The following is a 15,971-nucleotide window of genomic DNA, read 5'->3' on the forward strand; positions in this document are numbered from 1 at the left end:
GTGCGCCACCAGCTGATGCCCCCGCAGCAGAGGTGCGCCTTGTGATCGATCCCAGAACGACGATCCGTCTCTCGAAGCCCGAAACGGGCAACGAGCGCCGTCCCATACTACGAGCCATCACCTACCAGCGCACAGCAGCCGCATGTGCAGAGCTTCCCTAGCTGTAGTTCCCAAAAGCGTTGTTCATTCTGGGGGCTCTGGGACGCGATACGCCCGCGAACCCGAGCGCCGCGGCGAGCAACGCGAGCGCCCAGGACTTCAGAGCCGGGATGGGCTCGGCGACGCACGTGATCGGATAGTCCTCGTAACGCCAGACTTCTGCGGAGTCCTCGGAGATGAAGAGCGTCGCGTCCCCTGTAGGACAGCCGGGCAGCAGTGCGATGCCCTCCTGATCGTTTCCCGCCAGGTCATACTCTCGCAGGAATGTTCCGTCGCTCTGCATCTCCACGATCACGTCAGATGAGTCGTAGGTCGCGTAGAGAATCTCGGTATCGGCATCGAAATGCAGGCCTGAGATGTCCGTGCGCGAAAAGGGGGCGGGGAGGGTTTCGATGTGATTGACGGCACCGAGAGGCAGTAACTGGAACACGTAGATGTTCCCGTCGGCCTGAAGCCCCGCATAGAACAACCCGTCGGCGTAGGTCAGCGCCTCGAGTCCCTGGTTGTTGGAGCCGGTGAGCCACGCAGTCAGGTCCCAGGAATTGCCTGTGAGTGTTCCCGTCCTCAGGTTGAACTCGAGCACGGCGTCCGGGTGTTCGCGAGCGAGGTAGACCAGATCGCTATCAGGATCCGCGATGGTGATGCCCTCGAGATCCCCACCCGGAGACCACGTGATGACATTCGTTCCGTCCGCGTCCATCTCGCTTACCTGGCCGCCGTCTCCAACGACTAACAACACACCCAGTCCTGTGTGCCAGACGGCACCGCTGGGTTCATAGCCCGACGGCAGGCCTCCGACTCCTCCGACGTCGCCGATCTCCACCCCCGAATCCCCCGGCCAGGGGTCCGCCTCTGCGCGGCCTGCTGCGAGAAAAGCGGTCAGTGACCACGCGACGAGTGCGACGAGTGCTTTGTGCCAGGAAGTTCCTTTCAAAGGCATGCTGTACTCGACCACAGCGCTCTCACCGCCGCAGTTCGTAGTAGAAATTGAACGGATCACTATCGAAGTCCAGAATCTTGAACTGGCTGAAACCCGCGTCGGCCCCCATGCTCTTGCAAACGCCTGGAGGAAAACCCAGCGCGCCCAGGCCGGCGCCCCCGGGTTTCGACAAGGCAGACGACATGCAGTACATCACCGAAAACCCGTACATCATCGCCGCAACCGGGTTCTCCAGATTCTCCTCATAGGTGTCTTGAGAGCGAATATCCTTGATCAGCCACGCCCCATCGTTTTTGATGGCGCGGTGAACGGCGTTCATCGTGCCTTTGGGATCCGTCATATCGTGCATGCAATCGAACGTCGTCACGAGATCGAACTTGTTCTTATCGGACATCTCTTCACCGTAGCCGACTTCGAAACGGACGTTAGGTAACTCTCGATAGCGTTCCTTCGCCTCTGCAATCATATTGGTCGCTGGATCGATACCGTGAAACTGCGAATTCGGAAACGCTTTTGCGAGTTCCGTCAAAGCCGTCCCGGAGCCACATCCGACATCCAGAACCGCGCCACCTGACGAGAGCCGCTCAACCATGCCATCAATCAGCGGAATGACGCGATCGGCCAGTTGCAGGTGGAAAGGCCGGTTGGTGCGACAAAGAAAATGCGAAGCGCCGTCGCCATGCGCGCCCCAGCTGAGGCCGAGACCGGTTCGAAATGCGTCGATCGTTTTGTCGATTACTTCGTGTGACGGGGACTTGAAAAAGAAGCCCGCAATATTGGCGGGGCTGTCGGTATTCAACAGCGCATCCGTCGCGACGTCGGATAGCTGGAAACGTTCTCCTCCAAGGTGATCGATGATGCCGGCCGCCCCCTGGCCTCGCAGCCATTCAAGGACCCACCGTTCATTCAGGCCGGTCGCTTTCGAGAGGCTGGCGGCATCCACGCCTTCTTTGCCTGACATCGCTTCATACAGACCCAGTTCATCACCGATGTGGATCATCAGTGAGACGACTTCCCCCGTCTTGTAGCCAATGACCCGTTGAGCGTATTCCCTCATGCGCTCGGCATAATCATTTCCCATCTAGATCTCCTGGCTAAGCGGTGGCTGAGACAGATTCCGAACTCACGGACCGTCGAGAGGAGTCTACTACCTTCATCTTTCGTTCTTCAAATCTCCTGGTCTTCCCTGAAAAATGGAACCGTTCGATGCGGGCATCGACATCGGCTCGAGGCTTCGCGTGCATTCCCGCGTGCATTCCCGCGTGCACTCCCGCGTTCACTCCGTATGGACGCTGCATTCCTCACTCTCGCTCGAGGACGCTGAAGAAGCTTCCGATGGGTATATGTTAGGCGTCGCCAAGCGACCGGGCTTGACCGGCAATCCCAAACCGGGTCTGACAGAAGCAACGCTGCATCGACTCCTCAGCGAGAAATGCTGGAGGTGGCGAGGATCGAATCATCCCACTGCCTCGCGTTTCAACTATTTGAACCGCCAGGCCTGGTCGCTTGCGTGAGCTACCGCGACAGGGACTCCGTCCCGTCTATCCCGATACGAAAAACGTATCGACATTCCCGGACTTCTATGGTACAAAAATCGTATCACTGGAATCGAGCGGCCTACGAAGCCCTCTACCAAGCGAAGGAGCCATCGTGTCGCAACCGAATGCTCGGATCCACCATACCCATCTGTTCGCCTCCGACCTGGACGCGAGTCTCGACTTCTACCGCCAATGGTTTGGAGCGGAAGTGCTGGCAGACGAGACGGTGGCTGGAGCCCGAAACGTCATGGTGAGGATCGGAGATGGTCGACTGAACTTCTACGACCAACTGCCGCGAGGCAACGGCAAGAACGGCATCCACCACATCGGTATCCAGACGGACGACTTGCTCGAGCTGGTGTCGCTCATGAAGGAGGGCGGAGTCCATTTTCGCACACCGATTCGAGGCGAGCCCGGTACTTGCTACATCATGGTCGAAGCTCCAGATGGAGTGCTGCTCGAGCTTCTGGAGTTTGATACCTCACGCCTGTCCGGCGGCGCCGCGGAGTGGTTCCGATGGGACAACTGAGCAGTCGCTCGGGTGATCGAGATCGGAACGAGAACGGTCGGTTCGCTCTGCGGGATGCTCCTTGCAGACCAGGGCGCCGATGTCGTGAAGGTTCTGGCACCCGGCGGCGGCGAGCCCCTCGGCTGTGCCTGATAGTCAAGAAGAGGATTGCCGAGCGCATACTCTCCGAGGCGGGTGCCGCGTGAATGGCTCTGTGATCGCAGACTGCAGGGCCCGGGCGCGTCGCGCAAGGAGATCGCGATGACGGTCAGGAAGAAAAGGGCCGGGGCAAGTAGCGCCTCGCCTCCGGCGCGCATCGCGGACGGGGCCAAGAGCAACCGCCCAGTCATGCAGCTGCTCGATCTCCTTGGCCGGCGCTGGACCTTGAGGATTTTTTGGGAGCTCCGGTCTGGGCCTCGTGGGTTTCGTGAGCTCCGGGCACTCTGTGATGGTCTGTCGCCGAGTACCTTGAGCACAAGGCTCAAGGAACTCAAAAAGGCCGGCCTCGTGGAGAACAACCCGGATGGTGACCTCGCTATGACCAAGCTGGCCCGCGACGCCGAGCCGCTGATGATGGCCCTGGTGGATTGGGCCAACAAATGGGGCGGGTCATAGGGAGTGGTGGCCGGCGGTGTCCATCGTCATTACCCGAGATCCACCTATTGAAGCACGGCGGGGTTCGCGCGAGTAGCGAGGGTGCAGCCCACCAACCCACCCAAGAGCGACCACGTGCGATGAGGTAGCGAAAACGGCGACGAACCGGCAACATGTTTTCTTGCTCACGCAATCCGGGTGCGGATTCTCTAGCCGGGACTCTATGTCTCCGAAAAATATGTGGAAATCTCAGGAAAACCTGTGGAATTACTTGTCAAAACACCCCATAATCGCTGTGCGTAGGAGTTCCCACCCCCCCCTGGGAATGACGAGTTCGCAGTGTCGATTGTTGAGCAGGCAAGGGGGAGCGGGAATATGGAGGAGCGGGTGATGGTTCAGCCGGGAATGCGGTTATTGGTTGCAGTGTGTTTGATCGGTTGGGGGTTTCCGTCCGACGCACTTGGATTGAAATTCACACCGGGCCCAGAGGGTGGCCAGGGCTCCTACCGCGACAGCGAAAGCGGCGACGACAATCTGGTCGAATCGCTGTCCAGGAACGGCATTCACTCCATCGATTTCGAGGTCGGGAATCCGACCTCGACGATGCAGGACCACGACTTCGCCAGATCGAAGAGGACGTCGAAGAAGGCCACCAGTTCGAAGAAGAAGTCGAAAAAGAAGTCGAAAAAGAAGTACAAGAAGGTCGGCAACCTGAAAAAGAAGTACAAGAAGTCCTGGAAGCCGAGGAAGCCCGGTGATCCGATTCCGGAGCCCTCGTCGATTGCCGTTTTTGCACTCGGGTCGCTGGTCGTGCTGTTCTTCATCGGAAGACCGCGCGAATAGACGCTCCGCGGTCCGGAGTCAGAGTTTCAAGCCCTCGCAGGCCAGCGCCTGCGGGGGCTTTTTCTTTGGTACTCGCCGGAACTTTCACATTGCATTCAAGGTTTTGAGCTTTCCGGGGTTCTTCGCAGGCTGACTTGAACCGGGTAGCTATTCAACTGAACTAACGCTCTTCAAGCTACCCGTGAGTCAACTCCGCTCGTTTATGGGGCGGGTTCGCTTCAATGCACCGCTGACCGGTTCGGGACCTCGATCGCCGTCGCGATGATGGTTTGTTGCCCGATAGACGGCTCCTGAATCCAGGAGGAGATTTGCACATCGGGACGCGGTCTCCGGTTTCGGAGATGTCCCAGGAAGGGAAGGTCACCACCGCTTCGAGAAGGAACTCGAACAACCCTACGGGTCCGTATCGTTGCTACGCTACGGCCTGTAACGTCGGGCGACGGCGATCTTGAGTAGTTGCCCGGCCCGCAGGCGCGCGTCCGGTCGGATCGCGTTGACGATGGAAGTCTTCTCGGCGCTCCAGGTATTTCCGGTGCGCGCGGAAAAGCGAGCCAGAGTTTCTCCCGCACGCGCAGTCGCCGTTTCGAGGAGGTGTTTGTCGACGGAGTTGCGTTCGGGACTCGTCAGTGGTCGAAAGCTCCTCGCGGCTCTTTCGAAAGCCGGACGATAGCTCTTGAACTTCGCGACCGCGGTCAGGCCCGTGATGCGGAAGACCGCACCGTCGTGCACGATCCACGTCAGGTAGACGCCGGCTGAACTTCCTTGTGAGTTTGCCGTACCGGCTACGTGATAGGCGAGTAGGCCGGCGATTCGCCGAGCGCCGTGGTCTGCAATCTGGATCTGTTGCTCCTGCAGGAAGGCCTTCGCAGCGACGGCCGGGTCGGAACCGCGGCCCTGGGACTCGAGCGCGATCTGCGCGCCGCGATCCGAGCTGATCGCGGCGACGGCCGAACGTCCGTTCTGTACGTTCCAACCGTCGGGAAACTTCATGCGGAAATCCATTCCCACGTGCAGGAAGCTCGTGCCATCGACCACGCCCTCGGCCGGGTTCGGCCCGACCATGATCCCGCGAATGCGTCGCAGGAAATCGGCGCGATTGCGCGCAATTGGCGGCGTGGCAGCCCGGACCAGAGTTCCCGCCAGTGCAGCGGTATTCCCAACGCGCTCCGGTGTCGCCGGATGGGAGTCGAAGAAACTGGGCGCGCGATTGCCGTGCGCAAGCCGCCCGTCGGCTTCCAGCGTTCTCAAGAAGGTACTCATCTGATGGGGATCCCAGCCCGAGCGGGCCGAAAGGCGTTGACCGACCGAGTCCGCCTGGCGTTCCTGATCCCTCCCATAGGACGCGATCAGTCCCGCACCGGCAACCTGGCCGATCTGTCCGACGGTCTGGGCAGCCTCCGCGCCTCCGTAGGCGCCGGCCAGGATCGTGCCGAGTGCCGTCAGCAAGCCCGCCCCGGCTGCTCGCGTTTCTCGTTGAGCGGAGTGGCGAGCCGCCACGTGCCCGACTTCGTGCCCCATCACATTGGCGAGTTCTTCTTCGGAGTTGCACAGCGTCAGCAGCCCGCGCGACACGTAGATGTATCCGCCCGGTAGCGCAAATGCATTGGCTTCGGGCATGTCGACCACGCGGAACTCGTAATTCGTGTCCTGTCTGGGGGAGTTCGCGGCGAGCCTCGCCCCGATTGCCCGTACGTACGCGGAGAGTTCCGGGTCGTCTACCAGACCCATCTCCTGCTTGACCTGTTCGGCCGCCTGGGCCCCGAGGGCGGCTTCGCGCTCGGGCGACATCAATACCAGTTCGCTCTCGCCGGTGACCGGGTTGACCGTGCAGCCACCGAGCCAGGCGATGAGCGCAACGAGAACGAGTAGACGGGTTCGCTTCATCCAGTCGGGTCTTGTCGTGCCAGGACGAGGTTCTGCAAGCGTTCCCACTCTTCCTGGTAGGCCATGAGGTGCGCTCGTTCGGGTCGCTTGCATTCTTCGTTGAGAAGGTCGCGCACCCGCTTCTGCTCGTCTTCGTATTGGTGGTCGCTGAAATGTCCCGAGAAGTGCGCCACGCGCAGCCACACCAGATACGTCGTGACCGCGTCGAATTCGTTGTACTGCACGATCTTGCGGTGATCGCCGTCGAGCCAGAGCGCCGCGACTTGATTGCCGTCGACCTCCATTTTTCCGGGGATGCCCGACTGCACGGCGAACTCGTGCAACGAAGGCACGGATTTGCCGAAGCCGCCTAGCATGTCTTGAAGATCGATGTTCCAGTCGCTGCCCCGGGCGAAGTAGTCGATGCCTTCCCACGGCTTGTTCGGACGCTCGCAGAATCCCGGTGCGCGCAGGCCCAGCACCACGCCCCGTTGCACGAGAATCTTCAGGTCGGATCCCAGGGAGTTGTAGCCGACCAGTTGCGGTCGCTGTTCGCCGATCGCATCCATGAACGGACCGATCACTTCGGCTTCTCGGCGGCTCTTGGCATCGTCGGGATCGTGCGGCAACGATGTGAGGTTGAGGACGACTTCACCGTCCTTGCGGACCTGCCGGGTAAGCGCCGCGATCGAGACGATGCGACAGCGGATCAGCTTGAGAAATGGCGTCGGGTCTTCTTCGCTCGCGCCCCCCTCCTGCCACATGCGTTGCATGGTTTCTCGGGCGCTGCTGGTTTCGGGAAGGTCGTACAGGATTTGACCCGCGAGCGGGTCTGGAATCCACTCGAGATCGAAAGCCCACACGCGATCTTTTACAGCCTTGAGCAAAGTGCCTACAACCCCCGTGCCATACTATCAGAGGTTCGGCTTGCCCGACATGAACTCCTTCAGCGGTTTCCTGTTCGTTGAACACTTTCGAGTGTAGCTTCAAAAGCGCCTTCGAAGAATGCGCATCAGACCGGCAAGTCTCCGGAATATTTATGTTTCTTGACCTTTTCCGGGCTGGCTGGGTAGAGTCAGGCGAAGGGAAAAGCCGATTCGCCCCAGCTGGCAGGTTGCGGAAGAACCCTGGATCGAAGCACGCCGCGTAGTGACGGGAGCAGGTTTTTCTGCAGCCGGCTAGGTGCGCAGCGGAATTGAGAGGATGAGCAGTTGCTGAGCAGGTCAAGGGTGAAACGACCCGAAACAGCCCCCGCGAGCGACCCGGGTCGCAGTCGCCCTCAGACGCCGGACTCCAGCGGAGTCTTCGAAAACGAGAAGGCGGAGCGTCTACTGGTCGTCGCAGAGGGATGCGATGGCGCCGGCGGTCAAGGCGGGAGGGAGACCGCGGCGGGAATCTGTGTCGAGGCGATACGGCGCGCTTTTGGCGATGGTGACGGCTTTCCCGACGAGCGCCTGCGAGACGGTTTTTTCTGGGCGAACAGAACGATCTGGGATACGGCTCGGGAGGAACCGGGATGTGCCGGGATGGTCGCGACGGCCGCGGCGCTGATCCACCAACCCGACGGTCCAGCCTGGCTCGGCTGGGTGGGCGACTGTCGCGCATATCGCTATCGATCCGGTCGCCTGCATCTGCTCTCACGGGATCACTCGGTGGTTTCCGAGTGGCTTCGCCTCGGAATTCTGACCGCCGAAGAGGCCGTGAACCATCCTAGATCTGGAGAACTCCTGCGCTCCCTGGGGGTCTCGCAGCGGGTCGAGCCGGAGGTGCGTCGCGTCGAGGTGCTTCCCGGTGATCGCATTCTGCTCTGTAGTCGGGCGCTCAGCGAGGCGCTACCTGAGGAAGAGATCGCAGCAGTGCTCGATTCTGCTGAACCCGGCCTCGCGGTCGAGAAGCTAACGGCCAGAGTTGCCGACAACTCCGGCGGGCGCGAGAACGCGACCGTGCGGATACTGGCGTTGCCCGCGCCGAAAGAGATTTCGCCCCCGGCGATCGCCGCACCCGTGTCCGATCGCGTCCTGCTTCGGCCCTCGCGCCGCAGCGGCCTGGGCCGCGCGATTCCCAGTGTGGCGGGCCTCGTCTTGCTACTCGCGATCGCCGCGGCGGCCTACACCGTGAGCGGAGGAGACCGGACCGTCGCTCAGATCCTGGCCATGGTGACGGGACAGCCTGGAGAGCAAGCGCGAATCGCGGAGGTTCGTCGAATCCAGGAGGAACAGGCGCGGAGACAGCACCGCGAACCGACTGCCGCACGCGAGCGGAGTGTATCCGCCGCTCCCATTCCCGACGAAGCGGAGAGCGCGGCGGCAAAGCCGAAGCCCGATCCGATTCCTGTGGTGGCGGCAAAGCCGAAGCCCGATCCGATTCCTGTGGTGGCGACAAAGCCGAAGCCCGATCCGATTCCTGTGGTGGCGACAAAGCCGAAGCCCGATCCGATTCCTGTGGTGGCGGCAAAGCCGAAGCCCGATCCGATTCCTGTGGTGGCGGCAAAGCCGAAGCCCGCCCCGATTCCTGTGGCCGAAAAGCCTTCCGGCGAGTCCCTCCTGCCCGAGGTCGGCAGCGCTCCTCCTTTGAAATTGGAGCCACCCCTGGATGACGCGTCGTTGCAACGTGAGATCGCCTACTTCCTCGCGGACTGGGCTCTGTCCGTCCGGGATCGAAACTTCGAACTCGGTCAGTCCCTCGGCTTTGTTCAGAGCGAACAGGATTTTCACCGGATATACCGCGGCTCCAATTCCATCGACGTTCGCTTCGAGCTGCTCGAGTACCGGACGATCGAGGCGCGTCTGCATCGCGTTCGCGTTCGCAAGATTCTCTCGTTTCAAAAAGGTGAGGCGATCCGCAGCGAGCGGGAAGAGCAGGAACTGCTGCTGCGGGAGACCGAAGGTGGATTGCGCTACGAAGAGATCGCCGAATAGGAGCCTCTTGCGAAGACTCTCGGCCCCGGAAAAGTACCCACGGGTACAAGATTTCCCACGGTAGACGGATCGCGCTGCTAAGATTCCGGTGGGTCAGTCATAGGGGGGATACGATGGCCACCAAGCGCAAGAAGACGACGGCACGCAAGAAGAAGGCTCCAGTTCGCAAGAAGACGAGCGCTCGCAAGAAGGCTCCCGCACGCAAGAAGACGACAGCGCGCAAGAAGGTTACCCGCAAGAAGGCTCCCGCGCGCAAGAAGGTTACCCGCAAGAAGGCGGCGCGGAAGGTTACGCGCAAGAAGGCGGCGCCGAAGAAGGCCGCGCGGAAGAAGACGGCTGGCAAGAAGGCCGCGCCGAAGAAAGCCGCGCCGAAGAAAGTCGTGAAGCACGTCGCAAAGAAGCCCGCTCGAAAGAGTCCGGCGCGCAAGAAGGTCAGTGCGAGTTCCGCGCCCGCGGTGGATCCCATGAAGGCACTCGCGCGCAAGATCGTGCAGGCCGGACAAACTCCCGGAAGCGTTCCTCTGGAAGATCTGTATTCGACGGATTGTGAATCCTATGAAGCGGGTTCGAACGAGCCTGCAGTCGGAATCATCGGGCTGGAAGAGAAAGCTGAGAACTGGTCGCAGATTCAGGAAGAAGTCGTCTTCACTGCGCTCAACGTCTGGACCGGCCCGAACACGATTACGATCGAATGGGATGGTGAGGTAAAGCTCCGCGGCGGCCCGAAGGTCAACCTGCGCGAAGTGGCCGTGCACGAAATCCGCCGGGGCAAGATCCAGCGCGAGCGGTACTACTACAATCCCGCTGCGCTCGTTCCACCCGAGGATGTCACAGTTGCAGTCCCGCCTCCGCCGCCACCAGAGCCCGAGATCGTCGCGGTTGTGGAGAGTCCGCCGAGTGCACAGGCCGCGCCTGATCTTCCGCCCTGGGCAACCAGTCGCGACGAAGATCCCGACGGATCGAACTCCAGCTGATTCCTGCGCATCGCACCTGGGGTGTCCCGGGTGCGATGCGGGCCGGGCTTTCTTTCGAGAGCATCGAGACGCGCCCGGTTCGCAGAGGTTCCCTAGGCCCTGAGCATGTTCGAAGGGGCTTCGCGCGGTTTTCCCGCGAACACCGGGCGCAGGTGCAGGTAGAAGAGATTCCGGCTCAACGCGTAGATCGCATAGCCCATGAAATAGGCTGCGATCACGTCGACACTGTAGTGGTTCTTCGTGAGCAGCACGGCGGTCGCCATGACCAGCGATCCCGCGAGCAGGATGCCTTTCTGGATCCGAGTCTCAAAGAACAGTGCAAACAGGAAGGGCATAGCCGTGTGCCCGGAGAATATGAACTCGTTTTGAAAGGTGTAAACGCCGACCACTTCTGGGAACAAGTAGTCGAGTTCGCGCATGTCGAGCATGCGTTCCGGCGCGCCGATCGGCGAGAGGAAAACGAACACGGTGCGGACGAGGAAGTACACGCCCAGTACGAAGAGCAGGAAAGGCATCTTGCGCGGGTAGTAGAGCACCGCGATTCCGATGGCATAGGCGTGAAGTCCGAGCCAACCCCACGAAAGGAGTGGAATCAAGTCGACTGCGGGCAGGCGGTCGAGCAGCCAGTCGGAACTCGGCGGTAGACTGCGCTGATCGGCGTACCAACCGAGTTGCGTGTAGAAGAAGTAGGCGAGTAGCAGGAACGCGACCGCAGCGGCGGCGATGAAGATCCAGGCTTTGTAGTGCACCCCGTCCCACTCGTCGCGGATCTCGGCGATCTCGGCTCGGACTTCGGAGCGCGCTCTTTCGAAGCGGAAGCGCTCGCGAATCTTGCGCAGGTGTTCGGCCGATTCGAGAAACTGCGCTTCGAGCCGGGCGATCTCGCCCTCGAGTTCTTCAGCTTCGTCGTCGGAACGTTTCAAGCGTTTCCGGCGCTCGACTTTCCCAGCTGCGTAAGATCGAGCAGGGCCATGTACACCTGAACGTGCAGGTCCGGATCTAGTCGGGGCAGCCCGAGGAGAGCCGACAGCCACAGTCCATCCGCAGCGAGTCGCACCAGAGCCGCCGTCGTGGGATCCAGACCGTCGGATTGCAAGCGCTGGTGCCACTCCTCGAAACGCTCGCGCACCATTTCGAGTTGTGGGGAGTCGCGGCCGATGGCGGCCAGGATCGCGGCCATCAACTGGGCGGAGCTATCGGCCGGTTCGCCGTCCAGTCGGACGGTGGTCGCCAGATAAGCCCTCGTGCCCGCGCCGGGAGTGCCTCCCTCGGCGGCGATCAGTTGATCGAGAGCGGCGTCGAAGACGTCGAGCATGCGCTCGGTCAGGCCCGTGACCAGCGCGTCCTTGGAAGGAAAGTGATAGAGCAACCCGCCCTTGCTGATCCCGGCATCGCTGGCCACGGCTTCCAGCACGAGGCCCGCCGGTCCCATGGCCAGCAGTCGGATTTCAGCTGCGTCGAGGATGCGAGCGCGAGTTCCCGTCGTCTGCTCGGGCTTGCCGGGCTTGCGGGACTCTTGGGATCCGGTTTTCATGTTCTCTCTGTACCGTCCGGACGGTACAGTTGCAAGTGCCGGGCTCGCTATACTCGCGATCCGATGGAAGAGTTTCTGACCTGGAGCCTCCGCGCAGCGGCACTCGTGACGCTGGTGGCGGTTCCCGCCTATGCTGCCCGGGTTCGCAGCCGTGCGTTCGGCATCTTCGGGCTCGTGATCCTGGCGACATCCCTACCCGGGTTGCTGCTCATGGACTATCGACTGCGCGGTCTGCTGGGGCCCGTTCCGGGCTGGATTCTGACCTCGGTGCTCGTCTACGGCCTGCTGGCAGCGGCGATCCACCTGGCCTCCCTGGTGACGGCCCGCCTGAGGCCTCATGCGTTCCGATGGGCAATCAGCATCCCGGGGCAGGCCTTCCTGGCGGCCGGCTTCGTTTCGGGGGCCTGGCTGCTTCTGCTGCTGCCGCTTCGGGCGCTGCTGGGCGGGCTCGGATTCGATGCAAGCGTGGAAGCGCTGCGCTGGGCGGATTGGTTCCCCTTTGTGCTGGCGAGCGCATCGCTGGTGACCTCCACGCGTCCGGTCGACGAGCTGGTCCGCGTTCGGCTCGGTACGGATGGTCCCGATCGTGTCCATCGCGTGCCGCTCGAACGCTATCGCCGGCGTCAACCGGAGAGGCTCGAGAACAGGCCGTTGCGCATCGCACAAATTGCCGATCCCCATCTCGGCCCGTGGCAGCCGATCCGCAAGCTGCGGCGTCGCATCGACGAGCTGATCGATCGGGATCCAGACCTGGTGCTGCTGACGGGCGATTTCTTGACGATGGAAGGGCAGGAGACGCCCGGTGCTCTGGAACAGGCTCTGGATCCACTGCGGCGTCTTCCGGGCCGATGTTTTGCGATCTTCGGGAATCACGATCACGAGTCTCCCGACGAAGTCCGGAAGGCACTGGCCGGGGCCGGTGTGCGCCTCCTGATCGATGAAGAGGTCGTGGCTCAAACGCCCGTCGGTTCGGTTCAGATCGTGGGCGCGGATTACGTGGGTCGGGGTCGCAAAGAGCACATCCAGGGATTATTGCGACGCCATGCGCGTCGCGAAGATCACGTGCGCATCCTGCTGCTCCACGATCCTCTGGGCTTCCAGCACGTTCCCAAAGGCGATGTCGACCTGACGCTCTCGGGTCATACTCACGGAGGCCAGGTGGGCCTGGTCAGTCTGGGTCTGAACTGGACGGTTTTATCGCGTTCGCGCTGGCCGGATCACGGATTGTTTGGCCACGGCAGCAACCGGCTCTATGTTCACAGGGGTACGGGCTTCTACGGGTTCCCGCTGCGCATCGGCGTTCCCGGAGAGGCGTCGTTGCTGGAACTGGTAACCGACTAGTCCAGGCTTCTTCGGGCCAGGAAGTTTCGAGCCGGGAAGACGGACAGGAATCAGGAGATCCCATGCCAGGAGCGCTTCGATCCGCACTTGCCCTGGCGGCTCTGCGCCTGCCCGAGAACCTGGCCCAGATCGTCTTGCTGGGTCGCCGCAAGACACTCGGCTGGCGCGTGATGGACGCCAAGGCCCAGCTCGTGGGACAGGCCATCAATGCCGTTCGTGTGCCGGGTGAACTTCCATCCGTGCACGACTCCCGCGAGCAGATGCGCGCGATGACCGCGCGACTGGACCGCCCGCACCCGAAACTCGCTCACAAGGAGAACCGCAGTATTCCCGGGCCCGAAGGGGATATCGCCGTGCGGGTCTACAAGCCACGAGACGCGGCACCGCGCCTTCCCGTGCTCTGCTATTTCCACGGGGGTGGGTGGGTGCAGGGCGATCTCGATACACATGACGGTGTGTGTGGAAAGCTGGCCGCCTGGGGCCAGTGCCTGGTCGTCTCGGTCGATTACCGACTTGCGCCCGAACACAAGTTTCCCGCCGCCGTCGATGATGCGATCGCAGCGTACAAGTGGCTGGTGCAGAACGCGAATCAGTTCGGAGGCAATCCGGAGCGGGTTGGCGTGGCCGGTGATAGCGCCGGTGGAAACCTATCGGCAGCACTGTGTCAGGCTATTGCGGAGCAGGGCGGACGGGGCCCGCGCTGCCAGGTTCTGATCTATCCGGCCCTGGACTTCCGCCTCAACACACAGTCCCACGATGAACTTCGGGACGCGTACGTGATTCCACGGGAGCGTATCGTCTGGTACACCGAGATGTATCTGAAGGATCCCTCGCAGAGTCGCCACGTTCGGGCATCGCCTCTGCTCGCACTCGATCTCCGCGGTCAGCCACCGGCCTATATCGTTACTTGCGGTTTCGACCCACTGCGTGACGAGGGGGCCTCCTATTCCGAGAAGCTGCGCGCGGCCGGTGTCGAAGTTCGACACCGCGAATTCGAGGGCCAGATCCACGCATTCGTTTCGTTGACGCGGGCGATCCCGCAGGGCGAGGTCTGCCTGCGCGAGATTGGCGAATACCTGCAGGCCAATCTCTAACGCGGGTATTTCAGCAGATTGCGGAAGGCCTGCGCCACTTCCAACGCATTGCCCGGTTCGAAAACCGCGGCCACCAACCGGTCCGGGCGGATCGCGAGGATCGGGAATCTTCGCTCGATCGCCTCGCCGAGTGCACCGCTCACGTCTTCGACGCTCTCGCCGGTCGGCGCGATTCCTCTCGGCACGATGTGGAGCGTTTTCGCACCGAGTTGGGCCCAGAACGTGCGGGCGCCGTCGTCTTCGAGCGCGAGCTTTGGATCGATTCCGTAACAGAGCAGGGCGAAGCCGGGGCCCAGCTTCTCGTCGAGCGGTACCAGTTTCATCTCCTGATCACGCACCTGCGGTTGGATCAGTTTTTTTCCCACGAGTGACTGCCCCGGGGCGACGAATACTCCCTGCTCGTGCGCGGGCTCGTTCATGCGCCGGAGCATCGAGTCTGCGAACGCGCGCCGGCCCGATCTCGTCGCATTGATCGCGAAGAAGCAGATGTCTCTGATGAACGCACGTATGCGCGGCACGGGATGGATCAGCTCTGCGAGGCGCATCCCCCATTCGATCTCGCGGATCACGTGCGGTCGTCGCTCGACCTGATAGCTGTCGAGGAGCGTCTCGCTCGCCTGTCCGTCGAGCACGAGACCGAGTTTCCAGAAGAGATTCCAGGCATCGCTCAATCCGCTGTCGAGTCCCCGTCCGCAGAAGACCGGCATCGTGTGGGCGGCATCGCCTGCGATCAGTACACGGCCTTCGCGAAAGCTCTGGGCGACGATCGGCTCGAGTGTTTCGATGCACTTACGTTCGATCTCGACGTGATCGGCCCGGGTGTGGGGTGCAAGCAGGCGCCTGATGGTGCGATCTTCGAGCAACTGCTCTTCGGTCTCGCCGGGCAGCAACAGGAATTCCCAGCGCCGCCGGGGTCCTTTCTCGTGCAAGGTCATTCCGGGCCGAGCCGGGTTGCAGAAGAAGCGACCCGGCAGGTCGTCCATCAACGCGACGTCGAGTACGTCGATCACCAAACAGCGCTGAGGCGCCGCTTTCGATGTCGATGGAATACCGATCGCCTCGCGAACCGTAGAGTCGCTGCCGTCACAGCCTACCAGGTACTCCGCCTCGACCTCGAAGACCGTTCCATTCGCGTCGATGCCTTTGATGTGCACGGCGTCGGAATTCTGCGAGACGGATTCGACCGTGTGTTCGAAACGCACCTCGACGTATTCGAAGCGGTCCAGGCCCGCGAGGAGTTGTCGCTCGAACACGGGTCGGTCGAAAGAGCTGAGCCGAGGACCTCCGACATCTGATTCGCCGCTGGCCAGTTCGTACAGACGCCGACCCCGGCCGTTCACGTACTCGACGGAAATTCCCAGTTCGAGGTCAAGGGCAATCTCGTCGTACAGTCCCAGCGCCCGCAACTCGCGCAGGGATTCCGCGGCGATTCCGATCGCGCGGGGCTCCTCGGCCGTACCCGGGTCGCGCTCGAGCACCAGAGTCGGGACGCCGTGCGTTCCCAGCAGATTGGCGAGAACCAGTCCGACCGGTCCGCAGCCCACGATGGCGACTCGCGCTCGCTCTGTAGCCAATTGGCGTTGCCCCACTCGCCGGGTTCCTGTCCTGGCGCGCCACGAGTGTAGGTTCGCGCCTCGGAGGCAACAAGCCACAGAGGCGGCTACC

General features: G+C 62.0%; 14 protein-coding genes and 1 pseudogene. 8 read left to right on the top strand and 7 right to left on the bottom strand.

What is annotated here, in order from left to right; genetic code table 11:
- Positions 1-157: 157 nt before the first annotated feature.
- Positions 158-1,099 (bottom strand): hypothetical protein, encoded by a 942-nt coding sequence (locus GY725_14340; protein ID MCP4005368.1) that lies wholly within the window; start codon positions 1,097-1,099, stop codon positions 158-160.
- Positions 1,100-1,121: 22 nt separating this feature from the next.
- Positions 1,122-2,180, bottom strand: coding sequence for a methyltransferase domain-containing protein (locus GY725_14345; GenBank protein ID MCP4005369.1), 1,059 nt, complete (start codon positions 2,178-2,180; stop codon positions 1,122-1,124).
- Positions 2,181-2,749: 569 nt separating this feature from the next.
- Between GY725_14345 and GY725_14350 the strand changes: the two genes are divergently transcribed.
- The 4 genes from GY725_14350 to GY725_14365 all read left to right on the top strand — a co-directional run bounded on the left by GY725_14350 (position 2,750) and on the right by GY725_14365 (position 4,582).
- On the top strand, positions 2,750-3,166 hold the full coding sequence (locus tag GY725_14350; protein MCP4005370.1) for a VOC family protein: 417 nt from the start codon (positions 2,750-2,752) through the stop codon (positions 3,164-3,166).
- A gap of 12 nt (positions 3,167-3,178) precedes the next feature.
- Positions 3,179-3,298, top strand: a complete 120-nt coding sequence (locus GY725_14355) for a hypothetical protein (GenBank protein ID MCP4005371.1) — start codon at positions 3,179-3,181, stop codon at positions 3,296-3,298.
- Between the two features lie 108 nt (positions 3,299-3,406).
- Positions 3,407-3,760, top strand: a complete 354-nt coding sequence (locus tag GY725_14360; protein ID MCP4005372.1) for a helix-turn-helix transcriptional regulator — start codon at positions 3,407-3,409, stop codon at positions 3,758-3,760.
- Between the two features lie 369 nt (positions 3,761-4,129).
- Positions 4,130-4,582, top strand: coding sequence for a hypothetical protein (locus GY725_14365; protein MCP4005373.1), 453 nt, complete (start codon positions 4,130-4,132; stop codon positions 4,580-4,582).
- Between the two features lie 417 nt (positions 4,583-4,999).
- Here GY725_14365 and GY725_14370 read toward each other — a convergent pair whose 3' ends face one another.
- Entirely contained in the window at positions 5,000-6,466 is a 1,467-nt protein-coding gene (locus GY725_14370; GenBank protein MCP4005374.1) for a M48 family metalloprotease, read from the bottom strand.
- Positions 6,463-7,332, bottom strand: a complete 870-nt coding sequence (locus GY725_14375) for a 3'-5' exonuclease (protein ID MCP4005375.1) — start codon at positions 7,330-7,332, stop codon at positions 6,463-6,465. Before GY725_14375 ends, GY725_14370 begins: the two co-directional genes overlap by 4 nt.
- A 342-nt stretch (positions 7,333-7,674) precedes the next feature.
- On the opposite strand from GY725_14375, the gene GY725_14380 reads away from it, so the two are divergent.
- Positions 7,675-9,363 (top strand): hypothetical protein, encoded by a 1,689-nt coding sequence (locus tag GY725_14380; protein MCP4005376.1) that lies wholly within the window; start codon positions 7,675-7,677, stop codon positions 9,361-9,363.
- A gap of 113 nt (positions 9,364-9,476) precedes the next feature.
- Positions 9,477-9,818 (top strand): annotated as a pseudogene (locus tag GY725_14385) (hypothetical protein).
- Between the two features lie 611 nt (positions 9,819-10,429).
- On the opposite strand, the gene GY725_14390 reads toward GY725_14385, so the two are convergent.
- Both GY725_14390 and GY725_14395 read right to left on the bottom strand, forming a co-directional pair.
- A complete protein-coding gene (locus tag GY725_14390) occupies positions 10,430-11,260 on the bottom strand; it encodes a hypothetical protein (GenBank protein MCP4005377.1) in 831 nt (276 codons plus the stop codon).
- Positions 11,257-11,871 carry a TetR/AcrR family transcriptional regulator gene (locus GY725_14395; protein MCP4005378.1) on the bottom strand — a complete coding sequence of 205 codons (615 nt, stop codon included), beginning with the start codon at positions 11,869-11,871 and terminating at the stop codon, positions 11,257-11,259. Before GY725_14395 ends, GY725_14390 begins: the two co-directional genes overlap by 4 nt.
- 63 nt (positions 11,872-11,934) lie before the next feature.
- Between GY725_14395 and GY725_14400 the strand changes: the two genes are divergently transcribed.
- Both GY725_14400 and GY725_14405 read left to right on the top strand, forming a co-directional pair.
- Entirely contained in the window at positions 11,935-13,212 is a 1,278-nt protein-coding gene (locus tag GY725_14400; GenBank protein MCP4005379.1) for a phosphodiesterase, read from the top strand.
- A 62-nt stretch (positions 13,213-13,274) separates the two neighbouring features.
- Positions 13,275-14,306 carry an alpha/beta hydrolase gene (locus GY725_14405; GenBank protein ID MCP4005380.1) on the top strand — a complete coding sequence of 344 codons (1,032 nt, stop codon included), beginning with the start codon at positions 13,275-13,277 and terminating at the stop codon, positions 14,304-14,306.
- Here the strand turns inward: GY725_14405 and GY725_14410 are convergent.
- A complete protein-coding gene (locus GY725_14410; GenBank protein ID MCP4005381.1) occupies positions 14,303-15,880 on the bottom strand; it encodes a hypothetical protein in 1,578 nt (525 codons plus the stop codon). The genes GY725_14405 and GY725_14410 overlap by 4 nt on opposite strands.
- Positions 15,881-15,971 lie beyond the last annotated feature (91 nt).

This window comes from bacterium, assembly GCA_024226335.1.
In the GTDB taxonomy this organism is placed as follows: domain Bacteria; phylum Myxococcota_A; class UBA9160; order SZUA-336; family SZUA-336; genus JAAELY01.

What these genes read in the sequence shown, in the direction of transcription:
- GY725_14340 (MCP4005368.1), bottom strand. Translation starts at nt 1,099, where the DNA reads ATGCCTTTGAAAGGAACTTCCTGGCACAAAGCACTCGTCGCACTCGTC.
- GY725_14345 (MCP4005369.1), bottom strand. Translation starts at nt 2,180, where the DNA reads ATGGGAAATGATTATGCCGAGCGCATGAGGGAATACGCTCAACGGGTC.
- GY725_14360 (MCP4005372.1), top strand. Translation starts at nt 3,407, where the DNA reads ATGACGGTCAGGAAGAAAAGGGCCGGGGCAAGTAGCGCCTCGCCTCCG.
- GY725_14365 (MCP4005373.1), top strand. Translation starts at nt 4,130, where the DNA reads ATGGTTCAGCCGGGAATGCGGTTATTGGTTGCAGTGTGTTTGATCGGT.
- GY725_14370 (MCP4005374.1), bottom strand. Translation starts at nt 6,466, where the DNA reads ATGAAGCGAACCCGTCTACTCGTTCTCGTTGCGCTCATCGCCTGGCTC.
- GY725_14395 (MCP4005378.1), bottom strand. Translation starts at nt 11,871, where the DNA reads ATGAAAACCGGATCCCAAGAGTCCCGCAAGCCCGGCAAGCCCGAGCAG.
- GY725_14400 (MCP4005379.1), top strand. Translation starts at nt 11,935, where the DNA reads ATGGAAGAGTTTCTGACCTGGAGCCTCCGCGCAGCGGCACTCGTGACG.
- GY725_14405 (MCP4005380.1), top strand. Translation starts at nt 13,275, where the DNA reads ATGCCAGGAGCGCTTCGATCCGCACTTGCCCTGGCGGCTCTGCGCCTG.